At 61.2% G+C, this 16,529-nt stretch carries 14 protein-coding genes and 1 pseudogene; 12 read left to right on the top strand and 3 right to left on the bottom strand.

Translation table 11 applies throughout. The features are described from left to right. The first annotated feature begins 2 nt into the window (after nt 1-2). The 6 genes and pseudogenes from V473_RS08200 (at nt 3) to V473_RS08175 (ending at nt 4,857) form a co-directional block, all read left to right on the top strand. Nucleotides 3-1,206, top strand: a pseudogene (locus V473_RS08200) (acetyl-CoA C-acetyltransferase). Nucleotides 1,207-1,219: 13 nt separating this feature from the next. Then, nucleotides 1,220-1,642, top strand: a complete 423-nt coding sequence (locus tag V473_RS08195; protein WP_066602457.1) for an enoyl-CoA hydratase-related protein — start codon at nt 1,220-1,222, stop codon at nt 1,640-1,642. Nucleotides 1,643-2,088: 446 nt separating this feature from the next. Continuing rightward, the gene (locus tag V473_RS08190) at nt 2,089-3,114 is read left to right on the top strand and encodes an AraC family transcriptional regulator (protein WP_082679016.1); all 1,026 of its coding nucleotides are present in this window, start codon (nt 2,089-2,091) and stop codon (nt 3,112-3,114) included. Nucleotides 3,115-3,192: 78 nt separating this feature from the next. Continuing rightward, nucleotides 3,193-4,044, top strand: a complete 852-nt coding sequence (locus V473_RS08185; RefSeq protein ID WP_066602455.1) for a hypothetical protein — start codon at nt 3,193-3,195, stop codon at nt 4,042-4,044. Further along, entirely contained in the window at nt 4,037-4,612 is a 576-nt protein-coding gene (locus V473_RS08180; protein WP_082679015.1) for a cytochrome c oxidase subunit 3, read from the top strand. The genes V473_RS08185 and V473_RS08180 overlap by 8 nt, the downstream gene beginning before the upstream one ends. Continuing rightward, nucleotides 4,609-4,857, top strand: coding sequence for a cytochrome C oxidase subunit IV family protein (locus V473_RS08175; protein ID WP_066602452.1), 249 nt, complete (start codon nt 4,609-4,611; stop codon nt 4,855-4,857). Before V473_RS08180 ends, V473_RS08175 begins: the two co-directional genes overlap by 4 nt. 84 nt (nt 4,858-4,941) lie before the next feature. Here V473_RS08175 and V473_RS08170 read toward each other — a convergent pair whose 3' ends face one another. The 3 genes from V473_RS08170 to V473_RS08160 all read right to left on the bottom strand — a co-directional run bounded on the left by V473_RS08170 (nt 4,942) and on the right by V473_RS08160 (nt 8,466). Continuing rightward, entirely contained in the window at nt 4,942-5,709 is a 768-nt protein-coding gene (locus V473_RS08170) for an SDR family NAD(P)-dependent oxidoreductase (RefSeq protein WP_066602449.1), read from the bottom strand. Next, a complete protein-coding gene (locus V473_RS08165; protein ID WP_066602446.1) occupies nt 5,709-6,140 on the bottom strand; it encodes an ester cyclase in 432 nt (143 codons plus the stop codon). The genes V473_RS08170 and V473_RS08165 overlap by 1 nt, the downstream gene beginning before the upstream one ends. Before the next feature lie 61 nt (nt 6,141-6,201). Continuing rightward, nucleotides 6,202-8,466, bottom strand: a complete 2,265-nt coding sequence (locus V473_RS08160; RefSeq protein ID WP_066602443.1) for a TonB-dependent receptor — start codon at nt 8,464-8,466, stop codon at nt 6,202-6,204. A gap of 358 nt (nt 8,467-8,824) precedes the next feature. Here V473_RS08160 and V473_RS08155 point away from each other — a divergent pair, with 358 nt between their 5' ends. The 6 genes from V473_RS08155 to V473_RS08130 all read left to right on the top strand — a co-directional run bounded on the left by V473_RS08155 (nt 8,825) and on the right by V473_RS08130 (nt 16,521). Then, nucleotides 8,825-9,259: an ester cyclase gene (locus V473_RS08155; protein WP_066602440.1), complete on the top strand. Its 435-nt coding sequence runs from the start codon at nt 8,825-8,827 to the stop codon at nt 9,257-9,259. A 6-nt stretch (nt 9,260-9,265) separates the two neighbouring features. Further along, nucleotides 9,266-10,462: a cytochrome P450 gene (locus V473_RS08150; RefSeq protein WP_066602437.1), complete on the top strand. Its 1,197-nt coding sequence runs from the start codon at nt 9,266-9,268 to the stop codon at nt 10,460-10,462. Next, on the top strand, nt 10,459-11,871 hold the full coding sequence (locus V473_RS08145) for an FAD-binding oxidoreductase (RefSeq protein WP_066602432.1): 1,413 nt from the start codon (nt 10,459-10,461) through the stop codon (nt 11,869-11,871). The genes V473_RS08150 and V473_RS08145 overlap by 4 nt, the downstream gene beginning before the upstream one ends. Before the next feature lie 139 nt (nt 11,872-12,010). Beyond that, nucleotides 12,011-12,316, top strand: a complete 306-nt coding sequence (locus tag V473_RS08140; RefSeq protein WP_082679013.1) for a Rieske (2Fe-2S) protein — start codon at nt 12,011-12,013, stop codon at nt 12,314-12,316. Between the two features lies 1 nt (nt 12,317). Then, nucleotides 12,318-13,043 carry a glutathione S-transferase family protein gene (locus tag V473_RS08135; RefSeq protein ID WP_066602428.1) on the top strand — a complete coding sequence of 242 codons (726 nt, stop codon included), beginning with the start codon at nt 12,318-12,320 and terminating at the stop codon, nt 13,041-13,043. Further along, nucleotides 13,036-16,521, top strand: coding sequence for an indolepyruvate ferredoxin oxidoreductase family protein (locus V473_RS08130; protein ID WP_066602427.1), 3,486 nt, complete (start codon nt 13,036-13,038; stop codon nt 16,519-16,521). Before V473_RS08135 ends, V473_RS08130 begins: the two co-directional genes overlap by 8 nt. Nucleotides 16,522-16,529 lie beyond the last annotated feature (8 nt).

Genomic DNA, 16,529 nt, shown 5'->3' with positions numbered 1-16,529 from the left:
TCATGACCGATGTTTTTATCTATGACGCGGTTCGCACGCCGCGCGGTAAGGGGCGGCCTGACGGCCCTGCACTAGATTACCGCGCTGTCGCTCGCCGCGCAGGTGCTCCAAGCCGTCCGTGATCGCAACGGGCTTGACACCGGGTTGGTCGACGACGTGATTTTGGGATGCGTAATGCCGGTTGCCGAGCAGGGTAGTGACATCGCCCGCATCGCTGCGCTGGTCGCAGGATATGATCCGCGCGTTCCTGGAGTGCAGATTAATCGGTTTTGCGCGTCGGGGCTGGAGGCGTGCAACATGGCGGCGGCCAAAGTAGCGCTGGGCGAAGCGCGATTTGCGATTGCCGGCGGTGTCGAATCCATTTCGCGTGTGGCTCTGGCGGCTGATGGTGGCGCCATGATGGTCGATCCCAGCTTTGCCTTCGATCATTATTATGCCCCCAAGGGTATTGGTGCGGATATGATCGCGACTATCCATGGCTTCAGTCGCGATGACGTCGATGCCTAGGCCATGCAGAGCCAGCAACGCGCGGCGCGTGCGTGGGAGGAGGGGCGTTTTGGCCGTTCCATCGTCCCGGTGCTCGATCAGGCCGGTATCGTCATACTCGACCATGACGAACTTATGCGCCCGCAAACCGACATGCAGTCGCTTGCAGCGCTCAAGCTTGCCTTCGTGAAGATGGGCGAGGCAGGCTATGATGCAGTAGCGCGCGCCCGATATCCTGCGATGGGACCGATCGACCATGTCCATCATGGCGGGAACGCATCGGGCATCGTTGATGACGCATCTGCAGTGCTGATCGGCTCCAGGGAGGCCGTAGAAGCCGCCGGGTTGAAACCACGCGCGAAAATATTGGGAACGGCAGCCATCGGTTCTGATCCGACAATCATGCTTACTGGACCGGAGTTCGTGACCCGCAAACTGCTCGAACGGCTCGGCATGACGCGCGACGACATCGACCTGTTCGAATTGAACGAGGCCTTTGCGGCGGTCGTGCTGCGCTACATCCAGGCGCTGGACATCGATCCGGCGAAGATCAACGTGAATGGAGGCTCCATCGCCATGGGGCATCCGCTTGGCGCGACCGGGGGCATGATCCTGGGCACCATGGTCGATGAACTGGAGCGATCGGGCAAAGAGACGGCGCCCATCAATCTGTGCGTGGGCGCGGGGATGGGCACCGCTACGATCATAGCGTGCGTCTGAGGAAGGGACGGACATGGAAAACTTCACCTTGGAAGTTGGCGCGGACGGTGTCGCGATCGTTACTTTCGCCATGCCAAATCGATCGATGAACATCATCAGCCATGCGGTTCAGGACGATCTGGGCCTGTTAGCGCAGCGGTTGCATCAGGACGACGCGATCGTCGGGGCCATATTATGTTCGGGCAAGGCGAGCGGATTTTGCGCCGGCGCCGATCTTGTCGAATTGCAGGTCGATATCGAGCGGTGGCGCGAAGCCGCGACCCAAGAGGATTTGCGGGCTGGATTGGGGGAGGCGGGCGGTTTCAGCCGCCGCATCCGCAATCTGGAGACGGTCTGCAAACCGCTCGTCGCCGTGATCGGCGGGGTTGTTCTTGGCGGGGGACTTGAACTTGCGCTGGGATGTCATCACCGAATTGCGAGGCGTAGCGCGCTATGATGATGTCGACGCCCTGCTGACGGATGAGAAAGCCTTCAACTCCGGCCAGTTCTGGCCCGCGTTACTGGGCGAATATGATCCGGTGCCCGAAGAGGCGCCGATGATATCCATGGACCCGCCTGCGCGCCGGCGTCAAAGCGCTGGACGATCGCTGGAGCTTCAGCCTCTTGGGGCCGCAACGTCACAGTCAGCTATTATCGGACCAACCAGTTCGTCATCCAGGACGTCGTGGTGCGCTATGTCGCCCGGCCCGTCAACTATGGCGCGACCCTCGCGTTCAAGTTCGACTGATCCCTTCTCTTCAGGACGGTCGCGGGCCGCAGTCGGGGAGCACCGGGGGCGGCTTTTTTCTGCATAAAAAGGCCTGAGCCGTTTGCCTTTGGCCATGGTCCCAGCCATCATCGCCCGGATATGAAAAATCCGGATGACGGGGGGAGACAGAGAGCGTGCAGACCGGCCTGTCGGCATGGATATTGGCGATCGTAAAGGCGCTGGAGGATGCGGGGATCGATCCGCCCGCCCTGATGCGCGACATCGACATGGACGCCAGCCGCGTCGGCGATCTGGGCCATCGCTATTCGCAGGATCAGGTGACCAGCCTGTGGATCGCGGCTGTCGAGGCGACTGGCGACCCCAATTTCGGCCTGAAGGTCGCGCGCCATATCCGCCCGTCGACCTTTCATGTCGTGGGTTACGCCATGTCGTGCAGCGCCACATTGCGCCGGGCGGCCGAACGCTTTTCCCATTCCGCCCGGTTGATCTCCGATTCTGCTGCGGTATCCTTCCAGCGTGAAGAAGAAGGTTATCGCCTGACGGTTGATCTCAACACCGGCGGGCGTCAGCCCATCTACCAGACGATCGACACCATGCTCGCGGGCTTCTTCCTGCTGTGCGAATGGATATTGTCCACCTCGATCACGCCGGTCGAGGTCAGTTTCCGCCACCGTAAGCCAGCCGATGACCAGGCCTATCGCGACGTTTTTCGCTGTCCCATCCGCTATGGCCAGCCGATCAACAGCATTCTCTTCCCGGTCGAGATACTCGAACGGCCGGTCCCGTCCGCCAACGAGGAACTGGCGACGATGCTGGACGAGATGGCGGCTAAATATCTCGCCTTTCGCTTTGCCAGCCGCTTCTCGCGCAAGGTCCGCGACACGCTGATCGGGCAATTGCCCAATGGCGAACCGAGCAAGCAGGAAACTGCGCGCCTGCTCGCCATGACCGAACGCACTCTGCTACGCCGCCTGCGCGAGGAGAATACGACCTTTCAGGAGGTGCTCGATCGGCTGCGCGAGGAGCTGGCCTATGACTATCTGCGCCGCCCGGACCTGACGGTCGAAAATGTCGCCTATCTGCTGGGCTTTTCCAGCAGCAGCACCTTCTCCCGCGCCTTCATGCGCTGGACCGCGCAGCGGCCGAGCGTGTGGCGGGAGGCGCGGTCGTTGGCCGACCGCAGCCTGGCCGACGACTGACGACCAGAGATCATGACTTTGGCACGATAAGGCGTGTGATGGCGCCCAGGGATATCGCTCTTTGCCCCGCATGGGTTCATGGTGGCGCCAGTCGGCACGGCGACCGATGGACAGGAACGGGGACTGGGCATGACATCCTTGGCCGACGATGCGCGTGCGGATCAGTCATTGACGAATGTCGCGATAGCGGGAGTCTGTCGGGTTGCACCGACTTCCAACCCTTTGCGCTATGTGCGTTTCTGTTTGTGGATGGGACCGACGCTGCTGATCCTGCTAATCCTCTTCTTCGCGCTTTTGGGGCACAATATCCCGCCTTATTCGGCGGCGCTGTCGGCAGACGATATCGCTCGGCATTTCCGCGAGCATACCACCGCCGCGCTGATCGGCATGACGGGCATGATGGTTTCGGGCGTTCTCTATCTGGTATGGGGCATGGGTATCACCAAGGTGATGGAGGCGGCCGAACGTGACAATGATCTGCTATCGCGTCTGCAACTCTGGGGTGCGGGCTTCACGACCCTGGTGTTGGTGTTTCCGCCCGCCTTCTGGCTGACCGCCGCCTTCCGGCCGGAGGCTGATCCGGCGATCCTGATGATGCTCTACGACACGGGATGGATCATGTTCGACATGGCCTTCTCGCTCACCATGCTTCAGGTCACGGCCTTTGCCCTCTGCTTCCTCAACGACTGGCGCGCCGAGCCGCTCATCCCCAGGCCCGTATGCTGGTTCGCGATCTGGGTCGCGGTCGCCTTCATGGGCTTCTGCTTCCTGCCCTTCTTCCGCGACGGGCCTTTTTCGCGTAGCGGCTTCTTCAACTATTGGGTGGAATTTTCACTCTTTTTCTGGGCGATGCTAATCCTTTCGATCTTCACTCTGCGCGCGCTGACCCGGCTGCAACGCGACACCCCGGCGCCCGCGCCACATGGTTGAAGCCGCCCCGGATCGATCCCGCCCGGTTCCCGGCATATTGACCTTCATTGCCGCCGACATCGCCAACTTCATCCTGTTTTTCGGCTATTTCATGGTCGAACGCATGGCCCAGCCTGCGCTGTTCGCCCGATCGGCGGCGTTGCTCGACATCCGGCTGGGGCTGCTCAACACGCTCCTCCTCATCACCAGCGGCTGGCAGGTGACGCTGGCGGTGGAAGGCGCGCGGACTGGGCATATGCCCAAAGTGCGTCGCCATCTGCTGTGCGCCATCGCCGTCGGCCTGTGCTTCGGCGTCGTCAAGGGCATCGAATATGCGACCAAGATCGCACAGGGCCTGACACCCCGGACCGACGCCTTCTTCACCTTCTACTATGTTTTTACCGGCATCCACCTGCTCCATTATGCCATCGGCATCGCCCTGCTGGTGGCGACTTTCGCGCGGGCGCGGGCGGACCGGGCCGACCCCGGCTTCATCGACTGGACCATATCTTGCGCGCTGTTCTGGCACATGGTCGACCTGCTGTGGATATTTCTGTTCGCGATGCTTTATTTGCAGGGCGCGCGATGACGTGCCCGAACGGACCGACGGCTATCTGGGTCTTGCTGTTGCTGGCGACGCTTGCCGGATTCGGGGGCGCGGGTGCGGCGGGGTGGGGCTTTGCCGCCGTGATGCTGGCCGCCACCGTCAAGGCGCATCTGGTCGTGCGCTATTATATGGAATTGCGCGCCGCCCCGATGGCCTGGCTGCTTCTGTTCGATGGTCTTGTCGGGCTGAGCGGTGCGCTCATCACGGCGCTGCATTTCCTCGACTGACACGTCCGCCTATCCTACAGGCTGGCCGGTGATAAATGGGGGCGGCAGCTGCTTCTACCGTCCATGCCTTTCCCGACCCATTTTTCAGCCGGTCGTCGACAGCGCCAGTTCGATCCCCTTGATCGACGTGCCTGTACTCCACCCGCCATCGACCAGCAGCGTCTGTCCGGTGATATAGCTTGCATCGTCGCTCGCCATGAAATGAACGGCGGCCGCCAGTTCTTCCGGCCGACCGATCCGGCCCAGCAGGGTAAAGACATTGGCGTTGCGGCTCACCATGTCGGGCGCCTCGTCCATTGCCATCGGCGTGTCGATGATGCCGGGCGCGATACAGTTCACGCGGATGCCGCGCGGCCCATATTCGACCGCCGCCGTCTGGGTCAGCGATATGATCCCCGCCTTGGTCGCGGCATATTCGCCCCATTGCAGGAAGCCGCGCATGGCCGTGATTGATGAGATATTGACGATCGACCCACCCGCTGTCATCCGCGCGGCGGCCTCTTTGATGCCCATCTGCACGCCCAATATATGCACCCGCCAGAAACGCTGCGATCGGGCTTCGTCCGCCTCCGCGATGGGTGCCGATGCGGCGATCCCGGCATTGTTGACCAAAATATCGAGCTTGCCGAAGCGGGCGGCTGCATCCTCGCACAATGCCGCCATCTCGTCCGGCTGGCCGACATCGGTGCGGCGGAAAGCGCAGCCCCATTGCAAAGCCAGCACTTCGGCCTGCGGGCTGATATCCGCCACCAGCACATCGGCGCCCGCCGCCCGAAAGCGCTGCGCGATCGCCGCGCCGATCCCCGATCCGGCGCCAGTGACGATCGCGACTTTCCCCGTCAGATCGAACATCAATGAAACTCCACTTCGACGGGCGCCTGCAAACCCAGTTGCCGCATCAGCGCCGCGGTATCCCACAAGCTGCGTTCCAGCACGATCTTGCCATCCTTGAAGGCATGGATGGTCATGCCCTGCACCAGCGTCGTCTTGCCGGTGGCAGGCAGGCCGAGAAAGTCGGACATATGGTGAATTTCCCACGTCCATTCCAGGCAACCGCCTGTTTCATCGCCATGATAGCGGGTGGCGTTGAAATAATGTTTCGACTTGTCGGGATCGGCATTCTCGAAGGTCATGAACCAGCGGCGCAGCTTATCGCGATCATTGTCGATGCGGACGCCGAAATTCAGATCCTCATATTCGAACTCCGCCGGATAATTGGCCATCAGTTCTTCCAGCCGATTGTCGAACTGTTCCAGCCAGTTCTGCTCCCATTCCAGATTCATGTCTTCCCTCCACATCATGGAAAAAACGGACCCGGCGCAACGCCGGGTCCAGGGAGAGGTCTCAGAAATCGATGCGGGCTTCCAGGCCATAGCTCCGGGTCGGGCCACGATAGTTGACGGTGAAGACCGACAGCAATGGCACGACTTCCTGGAAATATTTCTCGTTGGTCAGATTGTCGCCATAAGCCGAGATTTCCCAGCCATTGGCGCTCTTGAGCGAAAGCCGCGCCTTGAGCAGCGTAAGCGGATCGCGCTTGGTGCCCGCGAAATTATCGACGTCCCACCAGATCGCGCCATAGCGGTTGACCTCGACCCGCGGCACCAAAGTGAGCTTGTCGGTCAGGTCGATATTCTGGCTGGCGCCCAGGTTCAGCGTATATTTGAACGCACCCGGCGCGACATTACCGTTGGCCAGCGGGTTGCCGGCAAATTGCGCGACCCGGCCATGGGTATAGCCGTAGCCGCCGAACAGATGCAGACCCATGGGCAGCATCGCGTCGAAATCCACGTCGAAACCCTTGAGCTTCACCTTGTCGATGCTGATCGTGGTTTGCAGGCCGGCCGACGGCTGGAATTGAAACTGTTGCGCCCCGGAAATGTCGGTCTTGAACACCGCCGCATTTATCGACAGGCGACGATTGAAAAAACGCGCTTTCGCGCCAACCTCGTAGGAGGTCGAGACTTCCTTGTTATAGCCGTCCTGCACATAGATGTTGGCCGCATTGCCGCCGGCTGCATCGATCAGCGCCTGACGCGACCCGATCGGGTTGAACCCGCCCGACTTGAAACCCTTGCCATAGCTGGCATAGACGCTGGCGGTCGATGCGATGTCGTAGGAGATGCTGGCTTTTGGTTCGAACTGCTTGAAGGTTCGCGACAATTTGCAATCGGCGATCGCTGTGCCCTGCGCCACGCAATTATTATAGCTGACGCCGGTCAACGGATTGATCGCGGCGGAGGCATTTTCGCGGATCGACCGCTTCTCCGTATCGTAACGCCCGGCCAGGTTGATGTGAAACTGGTCGGTCACATCGAACTGCACGCTGGCGAAGGGCGCATAGCTGGTCGTCCGATAAAGCGGATTGCTGTAGGATACCGTGGTCGCCGGATCGATCGTGTCGCGATCGGCGGGCAGCGACCCATTGGTGTCCAGGCCGATCTTGCTCGTCTGATCCCGCTCGAACCGCAGGATATAGAAGCCGACCTGCCAGCGGAAGCGATTGGCGCTGTCCGACGTCAGCCGCACTTCCTGCGAATAGTTTGTGTCGTCATAGGTATATTGCTGCACGGTGCCGCCGCCCGCCAGCCCGGTGTCCTGCGGAATATAGGGCGGGCTGTCGCTGCCGAAATATTGCTTCAGATGATTATAGCTGGAAATGGACGTAATCTTGGCCCAGCCCATGTCATATTCCGCCTTGAACGTGGCGTCGATGAACTTCTCGGCAAAGGCCCCGTTGACGTTGGAGACGAACGGCATATCGGTGTTGTTTGCGTCCAGTGCGGTGCCGGGAAAGCCGCCGATCGGCAGGCCGACAAACTGCGCATTATAGGCGCTGCCGCCGCCTTTGGACCGATGCGCCGTCAGCTTGAAGTCGGCGGTGAACGGCCCGTCATTGTCATAGACCAGCCGCGCCCGGCCGCTGCTGTTCTGGAACCGCTGCACCTTCTCGCCGGTGGTGATGTTGGTGAAGGGACCGTCGGTGTCGCGGAAGGCGCCCGCCACGCTGAAGCCCAAGCCCGGTGCGAGCGGGCCGCTGACCGATGCGCTGGCGCGCGCCGTGTTGAAATTGCCATAGGCGGCGACGACGTTGCCCTCGAATGTGTCGCCCGGCTTCTTGGTGGTGATGACGATCGCGCCGGCGGCGGCGTTGCGGCCATAAAGCGCGCTCTGCGGCCCTTTGAGCACCTCGATCTGCTGGATGCCGAACAGATCCTGGTTAAACGGCTTGACGCTCGACAGGGTGACGCCGTCGATCACGATCGCGACGTTCGGGTCGGAATTGCGCACCGATGTCTGGCCGCGAATATTGATGTAGGCCTCGCCCGCATTATCCTCGACGAAGGTTACGTTAGGTGTCGATGACAGGAAATCGGCAGGCCGGGTGATACCCCTTTCCGCGATCGCCGCTTCGGTGACGACACTGACCGAGATCGGTACCTTGACCAGATTCTCGTTTCGCTTGGTCGCGGTGACGACGATGTCCTCCAGCGCGTTGGTGCGGCTCTGCGCCGATTGCGCTGACGCTGCGTCCTGCGCCGTCGCCGGCAGGGCAATGCCCGCTGACAGGATAAGGCCGATTAGCGGCAGATTGTTGATGGCCTTCATAACATCTCTCCTTCCCTGATTATGTGACGCCGATTGATCCGGCGCTTCTGTCGAACGTGATTTCAGAGTTGCCTTTTGCAGACAGGTTTATGGGTCCGAAGAGAATGCCCCAGCGTGACAGAGGATGACCTAGCGGGACAATAGATGAAAAAGCATAACGACCGTTTTCTGCCGTTTTGCAACGCAACATAAAAGGCTCATCGTGGAAATTTGCCTAGATTTTGGCACGAAAAGCAAATCGACTGCGCGCTTGGCCATGGCCGCATTCGGGTGCAGCATTATCAATCAGGCCACGGGCGCGCCGTATCAGTTGCGCTAGCGATACGCGACCTAAGGCGTGCCATAAAGGAGAGAGCAGATGAACAAGGATTGGGCGCAACATTGGATCGGCCTGTTCGCCGACGGCACCGACGAGCTGATGACGCTCTACAATCCGCAATTCCAGTTCGAGGACGTCAATTTCGACCTGCGTATCAACAGCGATCTGCCTGCGCTCCGTAAATTCTTCGAAGGCTTCATCATCGCCGACCCGACCCAGAGCTATAACAAGTTCGACGTGTTCGATTATGTGGGCGACAATCGGCTCGGTTCCTTCCAATGGACCTGGGAAACCAAACATGCCGGCGATTTCCTGGGTGTGCCGGCCAAGGGCAAGATCACCAAGACCCGCGGCGTCACCGTCATGGGCTGGGACGAGCAGGGCAAGATCGTGCTGGAGCGCAGCATCTGGGATGCGGTTCCGGTCTTTCAACAACTGGGCGTCATCCCTGCATTCGACACGGTTCAGGCCTGAAGCGGAATGTCCTATAACCCCCTGGACCCTGCGGTCACCTCCAACCCCTATCCCTATTATGCGCAATTGCGCGCAAACGAGCCGGTGAAATGGCTCGACATAATGCAGGGCTTCGCTATCTCCCGCTGGGACGATGTCGAAGCAGTTCTGAGCGACAGCAAAACCTTCTCCTCTGCGCAATTCTGGCCAGCGCTGCTGGGCGAATATGACCCTGTGCCCGAAGTGCAGCCGATGATCTCGCTCGACCCGCCGGGCCATGTCCGCATCCGCAAGCTCGCCAACAAGGCGTTCGTGCCCAGCCGGGTCGGCGCTCTCAGTGATCGTATCCGCAGCGTCACGCACGAGCTGATCGACGATATCTTCGCCAAGCATGGCGGGGAAGGCGAGTTCGATTTCGTATGGGAATTTTCCGGCTTGTTCCCGGTCAGCGTCATCGCCGAAGTGCTGGGCGTCGACATCGCCCGGCGCGTCGACTTCAAGAATTGGGTGGACGATCTGCTCGCCGCCGGCAATCGCGCGGCCTATGGTCCTGAGCGGCTGGCCGAAATCGACAAAAGTTCGCAAGCGATCCGCGCTTATTTCGAGCAGGTCTATGACGAACGGTCGGCCAACCCAGGCGACGATCTGATCAGCGGTTTCATCCAGGCGGAGGTCAATGGCGAGCGCCTGACCCGCAGCGAAGTGCTGAACATGGCGATATTGCTGTTGATTGGCGGGGTGGAGACGACGACCAATCTGCTCGGCATCACCTTCGCCCATCTGAAGACCCATCCTGACATCGCCGCCGCCATCTGGGCCGATCCGACCCGAATTCCTGCGCTGCTGGAGGAAATGCTGCGCTTTGACGGGCCGGTACAGATGCTGTTTCGGCATACAACCTGCGACACCGAACTGGCGGGGATTGCTGTCCCCAAGGGGTCGCTGGTGCTACCGTTGCTGGGTTCGGCCAATCATGACGAGCGCAAGTTCGACCGATCCGAAGAGCTGGTGCTGGACCGCAATCCCAAGGAGATCATGTCCTTCGGACAGGGACCGCATTTCTGCCTTGGTTCCTATCTTTCCCGCATGGAGGCGAAAAGCGCGCTGGAGATATTGACCGCGCGGTTCGAGAGCATCGAAGCGATCGGCGACACGGTGAAATGGTCCGACAGCTATTTCGCACGCGGGCCCAAGTCGCTGCCGGTCAGGTTCAAGGCACGATGAGCAGCGATCCTCTGGCCGTCGGTCCCGCATCGTCGCTGATCGACCAGTTTCGCGCCATTCTGGACGAGGGCGGCGTGATGACCGGCGACGATGTTTCGGATCGCCACCCCGGCTATTTCATGACACGGGTCGAGGCGGATGTGCTGCTGCGTCCCGAAACCACCGATCAGCTATCGCAGGTCATGGCCCTATGTCATGCCGCCGGTCAGCCGGTGGTGATCCAAGGCGGCATGTCCGGCTGGGTGCGCGCCACCCAAACGCGGCCTGGTGACGTCATATTGTCGCTGGAACGGATGAACCGGATAGAGAGCATCGATCCGGCCAATCGTACCGCCATCGTCCAGGCGGGCGTCATTCTGGAGAAGTTTCAGGATCATCTCGAAGCCCATGGCCTCAGCTTCCCGCTCGATCTGGGTGGGCGGGGATCATGCCAACTGGGCGGCAATGCCGCGACCAATGCGGGTGGAATGCGCGTCATCCGTTACGGCATGATGCGTGAACAGGTGCTGGGCATGGAGGTGGTGCTGGCCGACGGCCGGGTGCTGTCGTCGATGAACCAGATGATCAAGAATAATACAGGCTATGACCTCAAACAGCTTTTCATCGGCAGCGAGGGGACGTTAGGGGTCATCACCCGGCTGGTCCTGCGCCTGCGGGAACGGCCGGTCAGCAGCAATACCGCGCTTGTATGCGCCGACAGCTTCGATCGCATCGCAAAATTGCTGCGCCATGTTGATGGCGCGCTGGGCGGACTGCTGAGCGCCTTCGAGTTGGTCGATAACAATTTCTACCGCGTCAACACCGGGGTAGGGCGCCATCCTGCACCGCTGGGGTCGGACGAGCGCTATTATGCGATGATCGAGGCGCTGGGTTCCGACCATGAGCGCGACCGCGATCTGTTCGAGGCGGTGTTGACGGATGCGGCGGAAAAGGGGCTGTTCGATGACGCCATCATCGCGCGGTCGGAAAAGGATCGCGCCGCGATCTGGGGGATAAGGGAGGATTTGGAGCATATTGTCCATGACTTCCAGCCCTTCTACGCTTTCGACGTCAGCCTGCCCGTCGGTGCAATGGAAGCCTATATGGGCGAAGTCACCCAAAGGCTGAAGGCGATCTGGCCCGATGGCGGCATCGCTTTCCTGGGCCATGTCGGCGACGGCAATCTGCACATCGCTATCGGCGCAGGCACGCCCCAAGACCGTGAACAGGTCGAAGCGTGCGTTTACGAGCCGCTCCGCCCGATCGGTGGATCAGTGTCGGCCGAGCATGGCATCGGTCTGGAAAAAAAGCCCTGGCTGTCGATCACGCGCAGCCCCCTGGAGCGCGGCCTGATGCGTGAGATCAAACAGATGTTCGATCCCAAGAATATTCTCAATCCAGGCAAGATATTCGCCGAGGATGCGGCATGACCAGGTCGGCGAACGCGCAAAATATTCCTGGTTGTCACCTTCGGCCCGGATATGGCGTCGCTCGCCCTGCTGCCTTGGGGCAGGCTGCGCTAGAACAGCATGAACAGGCGCCGATGGATGACGGGGCGGGGGAGCGGATATGATGAAAGTGGGAGAAATGTCCGAGTTGACGGCGGAAAAGCCGCTTCGCGCGTCATTGGGATCGGAAAAAATCCTGATCTTCCTGGTAAATGGATCGCCCGTCGCGACCCAGGCGCGCTGCCCCCATGCGCAGGGGCCGCTGCACCAGGGCGAGGTGTGCGGCACGGTGCTGACCTGCCCTTGGCACGGCTGGAGTTTCGACCTTGTCACGGGAGAATGCGAGGAAGACCCCGACCTTCTGATCAAACGCTATGATGTGGCGGTCGACGGCAACGACATCCTCGTTTCCCAGCTGTCGGCGTGACATGACCGATATCTCGTTCGATCCTGCGTCCGGCGCCCTGGCCTTGCACGGCTATCCGGTCAGTAATTATTTCAACGCGGCGCGCGCGGCGTTGATCGAAAAGGGCGCCGCCTTCACGATCGTCCCGACCCGCGCGGCGCAGGATGAAGCCTTTCTGGCGCACAGCGCGATGGGCAAAATCCCTTATTTGCGGACGGGGCAGGGTTGCATCGCCGAAACCGTCGCGATCCTGGAATATATCGAGGAGGTCGTTCCTGGTGTTCCGCTTTACCCGACCGGCGCCTTCGCGCGCGCGCGCGCGCGGCAGATCATCAACATCGTCCAGCTCTATGTCGAAACGCCGCTGCGCTCGTTATACCCCGGCGCGTTCATGGGCGGCGTCAACGCGCCGGAGACGATCGCCGCCGTCCGGCCAGTGGTCGATCGGGGGATGCGCGCATTGTCGCAACTGGTGACGCCGGCGCCTTTCCTGCTGGGCGGGCAGCTAACCTATGCCGACATCTTCGCCTTCTATCATTTTGACCTGGGGGAGCGCGCCATGCGCTTCACTTACGGGGCTTCGCTGGTCGATGCCGTTCCGGGCTTGCACGACTGGTTCGACATCATGGCGGCGCGCCCATCCACCCGCACTGTCCTTGCCGATTTCCATCCAGCCTTTGCCGCCTATCTGCGCGACAAGGGCGCCGCCTGGCTTGAGCCAGAGCTGAAAGAAACAACCCATGCGTGACGTGAAACTGGACGACAAATATACGGTCGACGACGGCCGAGTGATCATGAGCGGAACCCATGCCCTGATCCGCGTGCCGCTGCTGCAGAAGGAGATCGACCAGCGCAACGGCCTCGACACCGGTGGCTTCATATCAGGCTATCGAGGGTCGCCGCTGGGCAGCTACGACATGGAATTGTGGCGGGCCAAGAAGCTGCTTGAAAGCCACGACATAATATTCCAGTCGGGCGTGAACGAGGAGCTCGCGGCGACGGCGGTTTGGGGCACGCAGATGCTGGCGACTACGCCCGGCGCCAACAAGGACGGCGTCTTTGCCATCTGGTATGGCAAGGGACCAGGTGTCGATCGTTCTGGCGATCCGTTCAAACATGGCAATATTGCCGGCACCCATCCCCATGGTGGCGTGCTGATCGTAGCGGGGGACGATCATTCGGGCAAATCCTCGACCGTCGCGCACCAGAGCGAGGTCGCCCTGATGCACGCCGGGATGCCGATCCTGGCGCCCTCCAACGTGCAGGATGTGATCGATCTTGGACTGCTGGGCTTCGCCATGTCGCGCTATACCGGCCTTTATACCGGCTTCAAGCTGACCAACGAGACGCTGGAACAGACCATGACGGTCGACATCCGGGTCGGCGGCCATGGCCCGGTTACGCCCGATCGCGGACCAGCGCCTGCCAATGGCTTTCACAATTATCCGACTCATCTGGATCGCACCGCGTCGGAGATCGTGGTCAAGCGTTATCGCTGGCCGCTGGTCGAGAAGTTCGTGCGCGCCAACGGAATCGACCGCGTGTTGATCGACACGCCCGCGCGCAGGCTGGGCATTGTGACGACAGGCAAGGCCGTACAGGACGTGCGCCAGGCCTTGAAGCTGCTGGGCCTCGATGATGCCGCCGCCGCGGCAATGGGGCTTGGCGTCTACAAGCTGGGCTGCATGTATCCGGTCGAGCGCGAAGGCCTGGCCGAATTCGCCGCCGGCCAGTCCGAACTTCTCTTTATCGAAGAAAAAGATCCGCTCACCGAGAACCAGGCCAAGGCGATCCTCTATGGCCGCCTGGCCATGCCACGCATCGTCGGCAAGGTGGACGAGGATGGCGTCTTCATGATTCCGTCCGACGAACAACTTGAACCTGTGCAACTTGCGCTCGTCATCGCCGAGCGGCTGCGGCGTCTGGGCGTTGCTGACGAAGCATTGGCGGTGCGCGCCGAAATCTTGTCGCGCCAGATGGAGACGGTAAAGGGATTGAAGCCCGCCGATGCTGCGCGCTCGCCTTATTTCTGCTCCGGCTGCCCGCACAACACCGGCACCCGCTTCCCGGAAGGATCGATTGCGGCGGGTGGCATCGGCTGTCATGCCATGGCGATGTATTCCGGCCCGGACATGCTGCCCAACGCGCAGATGGGCGGCGAGGGCGCGCATTGGTACAGCCTCGCCTATTTCAGCGACATGAACCACATTTTCCAGAATATGGGTGATGGCACTTATTATCATAGCGGCCTGCTTGCGGTGCGCGGTGCGGTGGCCGCGAAGGTCAACATCACCTTCAAAATCCTTTTCAACGATGCCGTGGCGATGACGGGCGGCCAGCCTGTCGACGGCCCGCTGACGCCGGGCGACATCACCCGGCAGGTGCTGGCCGAGGGCGCGGTGCGGTGCATCGTCGTCACCGACCGGCCTGATCTCTACGGCGCGCATAGCGGGCTGGGGGAGGGCGTCACCGTCCATCATCGCGATACCTATGACGCGGTGCAGAAGGAATTGCGGGATGTCCCCGGCGTCACCGTCATCGTCTATGAACAGACCTGCGCCGCGGAAAAGCGTCGTCGCCGCAAGCGCGGTAAATTTCCCGATCCGGCCAAGCGCATGTTCGTCAACGCGGCTGTGTGCGAGGGCTGCGGCGACTGTTCGGTCCAATCCAACTGCGTCAGCGTCTGGCCCAAGGAAACCGAACTTGGGCGCAAGCGCCAGATCGACCAGTCCAACTGCAACAAGGATTATAGCTGCGTGAAGGGCTTTTGCCCCAGCTTCGTGACCGTCCTCGACGCTGAACCGCGTAAGCCCAAGAAGGCGCAGCTGGACGGCGAAGCCGACATGGCGCTGCCCGATCCCGCGATCGTGCCGCTCCACCACGGCGCCTATAATATCATGATATCCGGCATCGGCGGCACTGGCGTCGTCACCATTGGCGCCCTGCTCGCCATGGCGGCGCATCTGGAGGGCAAGTCGACATCGGTATTTGATATGACCGGCCTCAGCCAGAAAAACGGTGCGGTGTTCAGCCATTTGCGGATCGCTGCCCATAATGACGATCTGGGGGCGCAGAAGCTGGGCATTGCCGAGGCCGACCTGGCGCTGGCGTTCGACGCGGTCGCGGGCCTTGCCAAGGAACCGGCGATGACGCTGTCGACGGAGCGTACGAAAGTGGTCGTGAACGCCCGCGTCACCCCGACCCCGGCATTTCAGCGCAACCCCGACCTGACGTTGGACCAAGGGCTGCTCGTCCGTCGCCTCAAGACCATGTCGGCCGACCTGCACGGCGTCGATGCGACCGGTCTTGGCCTCGCGCTGCTGGGCGATACGATCGCGGCGAATCTCTTCATGCTGGGCTATGCCTGTCAGTTGGGTCTGTTGCCGGTCTCACCCGACTCCATCGAGCGCGCAGTGGAGATCAACGGTGTCGCCATTCCGTTCAACAAGGCGGCCTTTGCGCTGGGCCGTTTTCAGGCGGTCGATCCCGCCCGGATCGAAAAGGCGGTGGTGAGCCATGTGCAGGAACTGGACTTCACCCCGTTGACGGCGCTTGTGGACATCGTCGCCCACCGCACCCAATTGCTGACCGATTATCAGAACGTCGCCTGGGCGCAGCGCTATCGCGATCTGGTCGATAGCGTGGCGAGGGCGGAGGTGCGCGCGACGCCGGGCAGGGACATGCTGTCTGTCATGGTCGCGCGCAACTTCGCCAAACTGATGGCCTATAAGGACGAGTATGAAGTTGCCCGGTTGCACGCCGATCCGGCCTTCAGGCAGCAGTTGAAGGACGCATTCGAGGACGGCGCGAAGCTGCGCTACAATCTGGCGCCGCCGCTCTTTTCGAAGAAGGACGCGGATGGGCGCCTCATCAAACGGGAGTTCGGGCCGTGGATGGGCAAGGCCTTCGCCTTTCTCACGCGGTTCAAGGGACTGCGCGGCACGGCTTTCGATATTTTCGGCTATACCCAAGAGCGCAAGATGGAGCGCGGCCTTATCGACCATTATGAAGCGCAGATGCGCATGGTCGCCGACAAGCTGACACCCGCCAATCACGCTGCTGCGGTCGAACTGGCCTCGCTGCCGGCGCAGATCCGTGGCTACGGCCATGTGAAGGAGGCCAATGTCGAGAAGGTCCGTGCGCTCGAACCGCTGATCCTGAAGAAATTCGAAGATGCCGCCATCTCAGCCTTGGGGGCGCCCGCGCCTTTGGTCCAGAACGCCTGACGGAATAA

Origin of the sequence: Sphingobium cupriresistens LL01 (genome assembly GCF_001046645.1) — a bacterium.
GTDB lineage: Bacteria > Pseudomonadota > Alphaproteobacteria > Sphingomonadales > Sphingomonadaceae > Sphingobium > Sphingobium cupriresistens.
Note: the sequence above shows the minus strand (reverse complement) of the source record. Positions and strands in the feature narration are given on the sequence as shown.

Coding starts and splice junctions, on each gene's coding strand:
- V473_RS08195 (WP_066602457.1), top strand. CDS start 1,220: ATGGAAAACTTCACCTTGGAAGTTGGCGCGGACGGTGTCGCGATCGTT.
- V473_RS08185 (WP_066602455.1), top strand. CDS start 3,193: ATGGTGGCGCCAGTCGGCACGGCGACCGATGGACAGGAACGGGGACTG.
- V473_RS08180 (WP_082679015.1), top strand. CDS start 4,037: ATGGTTGAAGCCGCCCCGGATCGATCCCGCCCGGTTCCCGGCATATTG.
- V473_RS08175 (WP_066602452.1), top strand. CDS start 4,609: ATGACGTGCCCGAACGGACCGACGGCTATCTGGGTCTTGCTGTTGCTG.
- V473_RS08170 (WP_066602449.1), bottom strand. CDS start 5,709: ATGTTCGATCTGACGGGGAAAGTCGCGATCGTCACTGGCGCCGGATCG.
- V473_RS08165 (WP_066602446.1), bottom strand. CDS start 6,140: ATGAATCTGGAATGGGAGCAGAACTGGCTGGAACAGTTCGACAATCGG.
- V473_RS08160 (WP_066602443.1), bottom strand. CDS start 8,466: ATGAAGGCCATCAACAATCTGCCGCTAATCGGCCTTATCCTGTCAGCG.
- V473_RS08155 (WP_066602440.1), top strand. CDS start 8,825: ATGAACAAGGATTGGGCGCAACATTGGATCGGCCTGTTCGCCGACGGC.
- V473_RS08150 (WP_066602437.1), top strand. CDS start 9,266: ATGTCCTATAACCCCCTGGACCCTGCGGTCACCTCCAACCCCTATCCC.
- V473_RS08145 (WP_066602432.1), top strand. CDS start 10,459: ATGAGCAGCGATCCTCTGGCCGTCGGTCCCGCATCGTCGCTGATCGAC.
- V473_RS08140 (WP_082679013.1), top strand. CDS start 12,011: ATGATGAAAGTGGGAGAAATGTCCGAGTTGACGGCGGAAAAGCCGCTT.
- V473_RS08135 (WP_066602428.1), top strand. CDS start 12,318: ATGACCGATATCTCGTTCGATCCTGCGTCCGGCGCCCTGGCCTTGCAC.
- V473_RS08130 (WP_066602427.1), top strand. CDS start 13,036: ATGCGTGACGTGAAACTGGACGACAAATATACGGTCGACGACGGCCGA.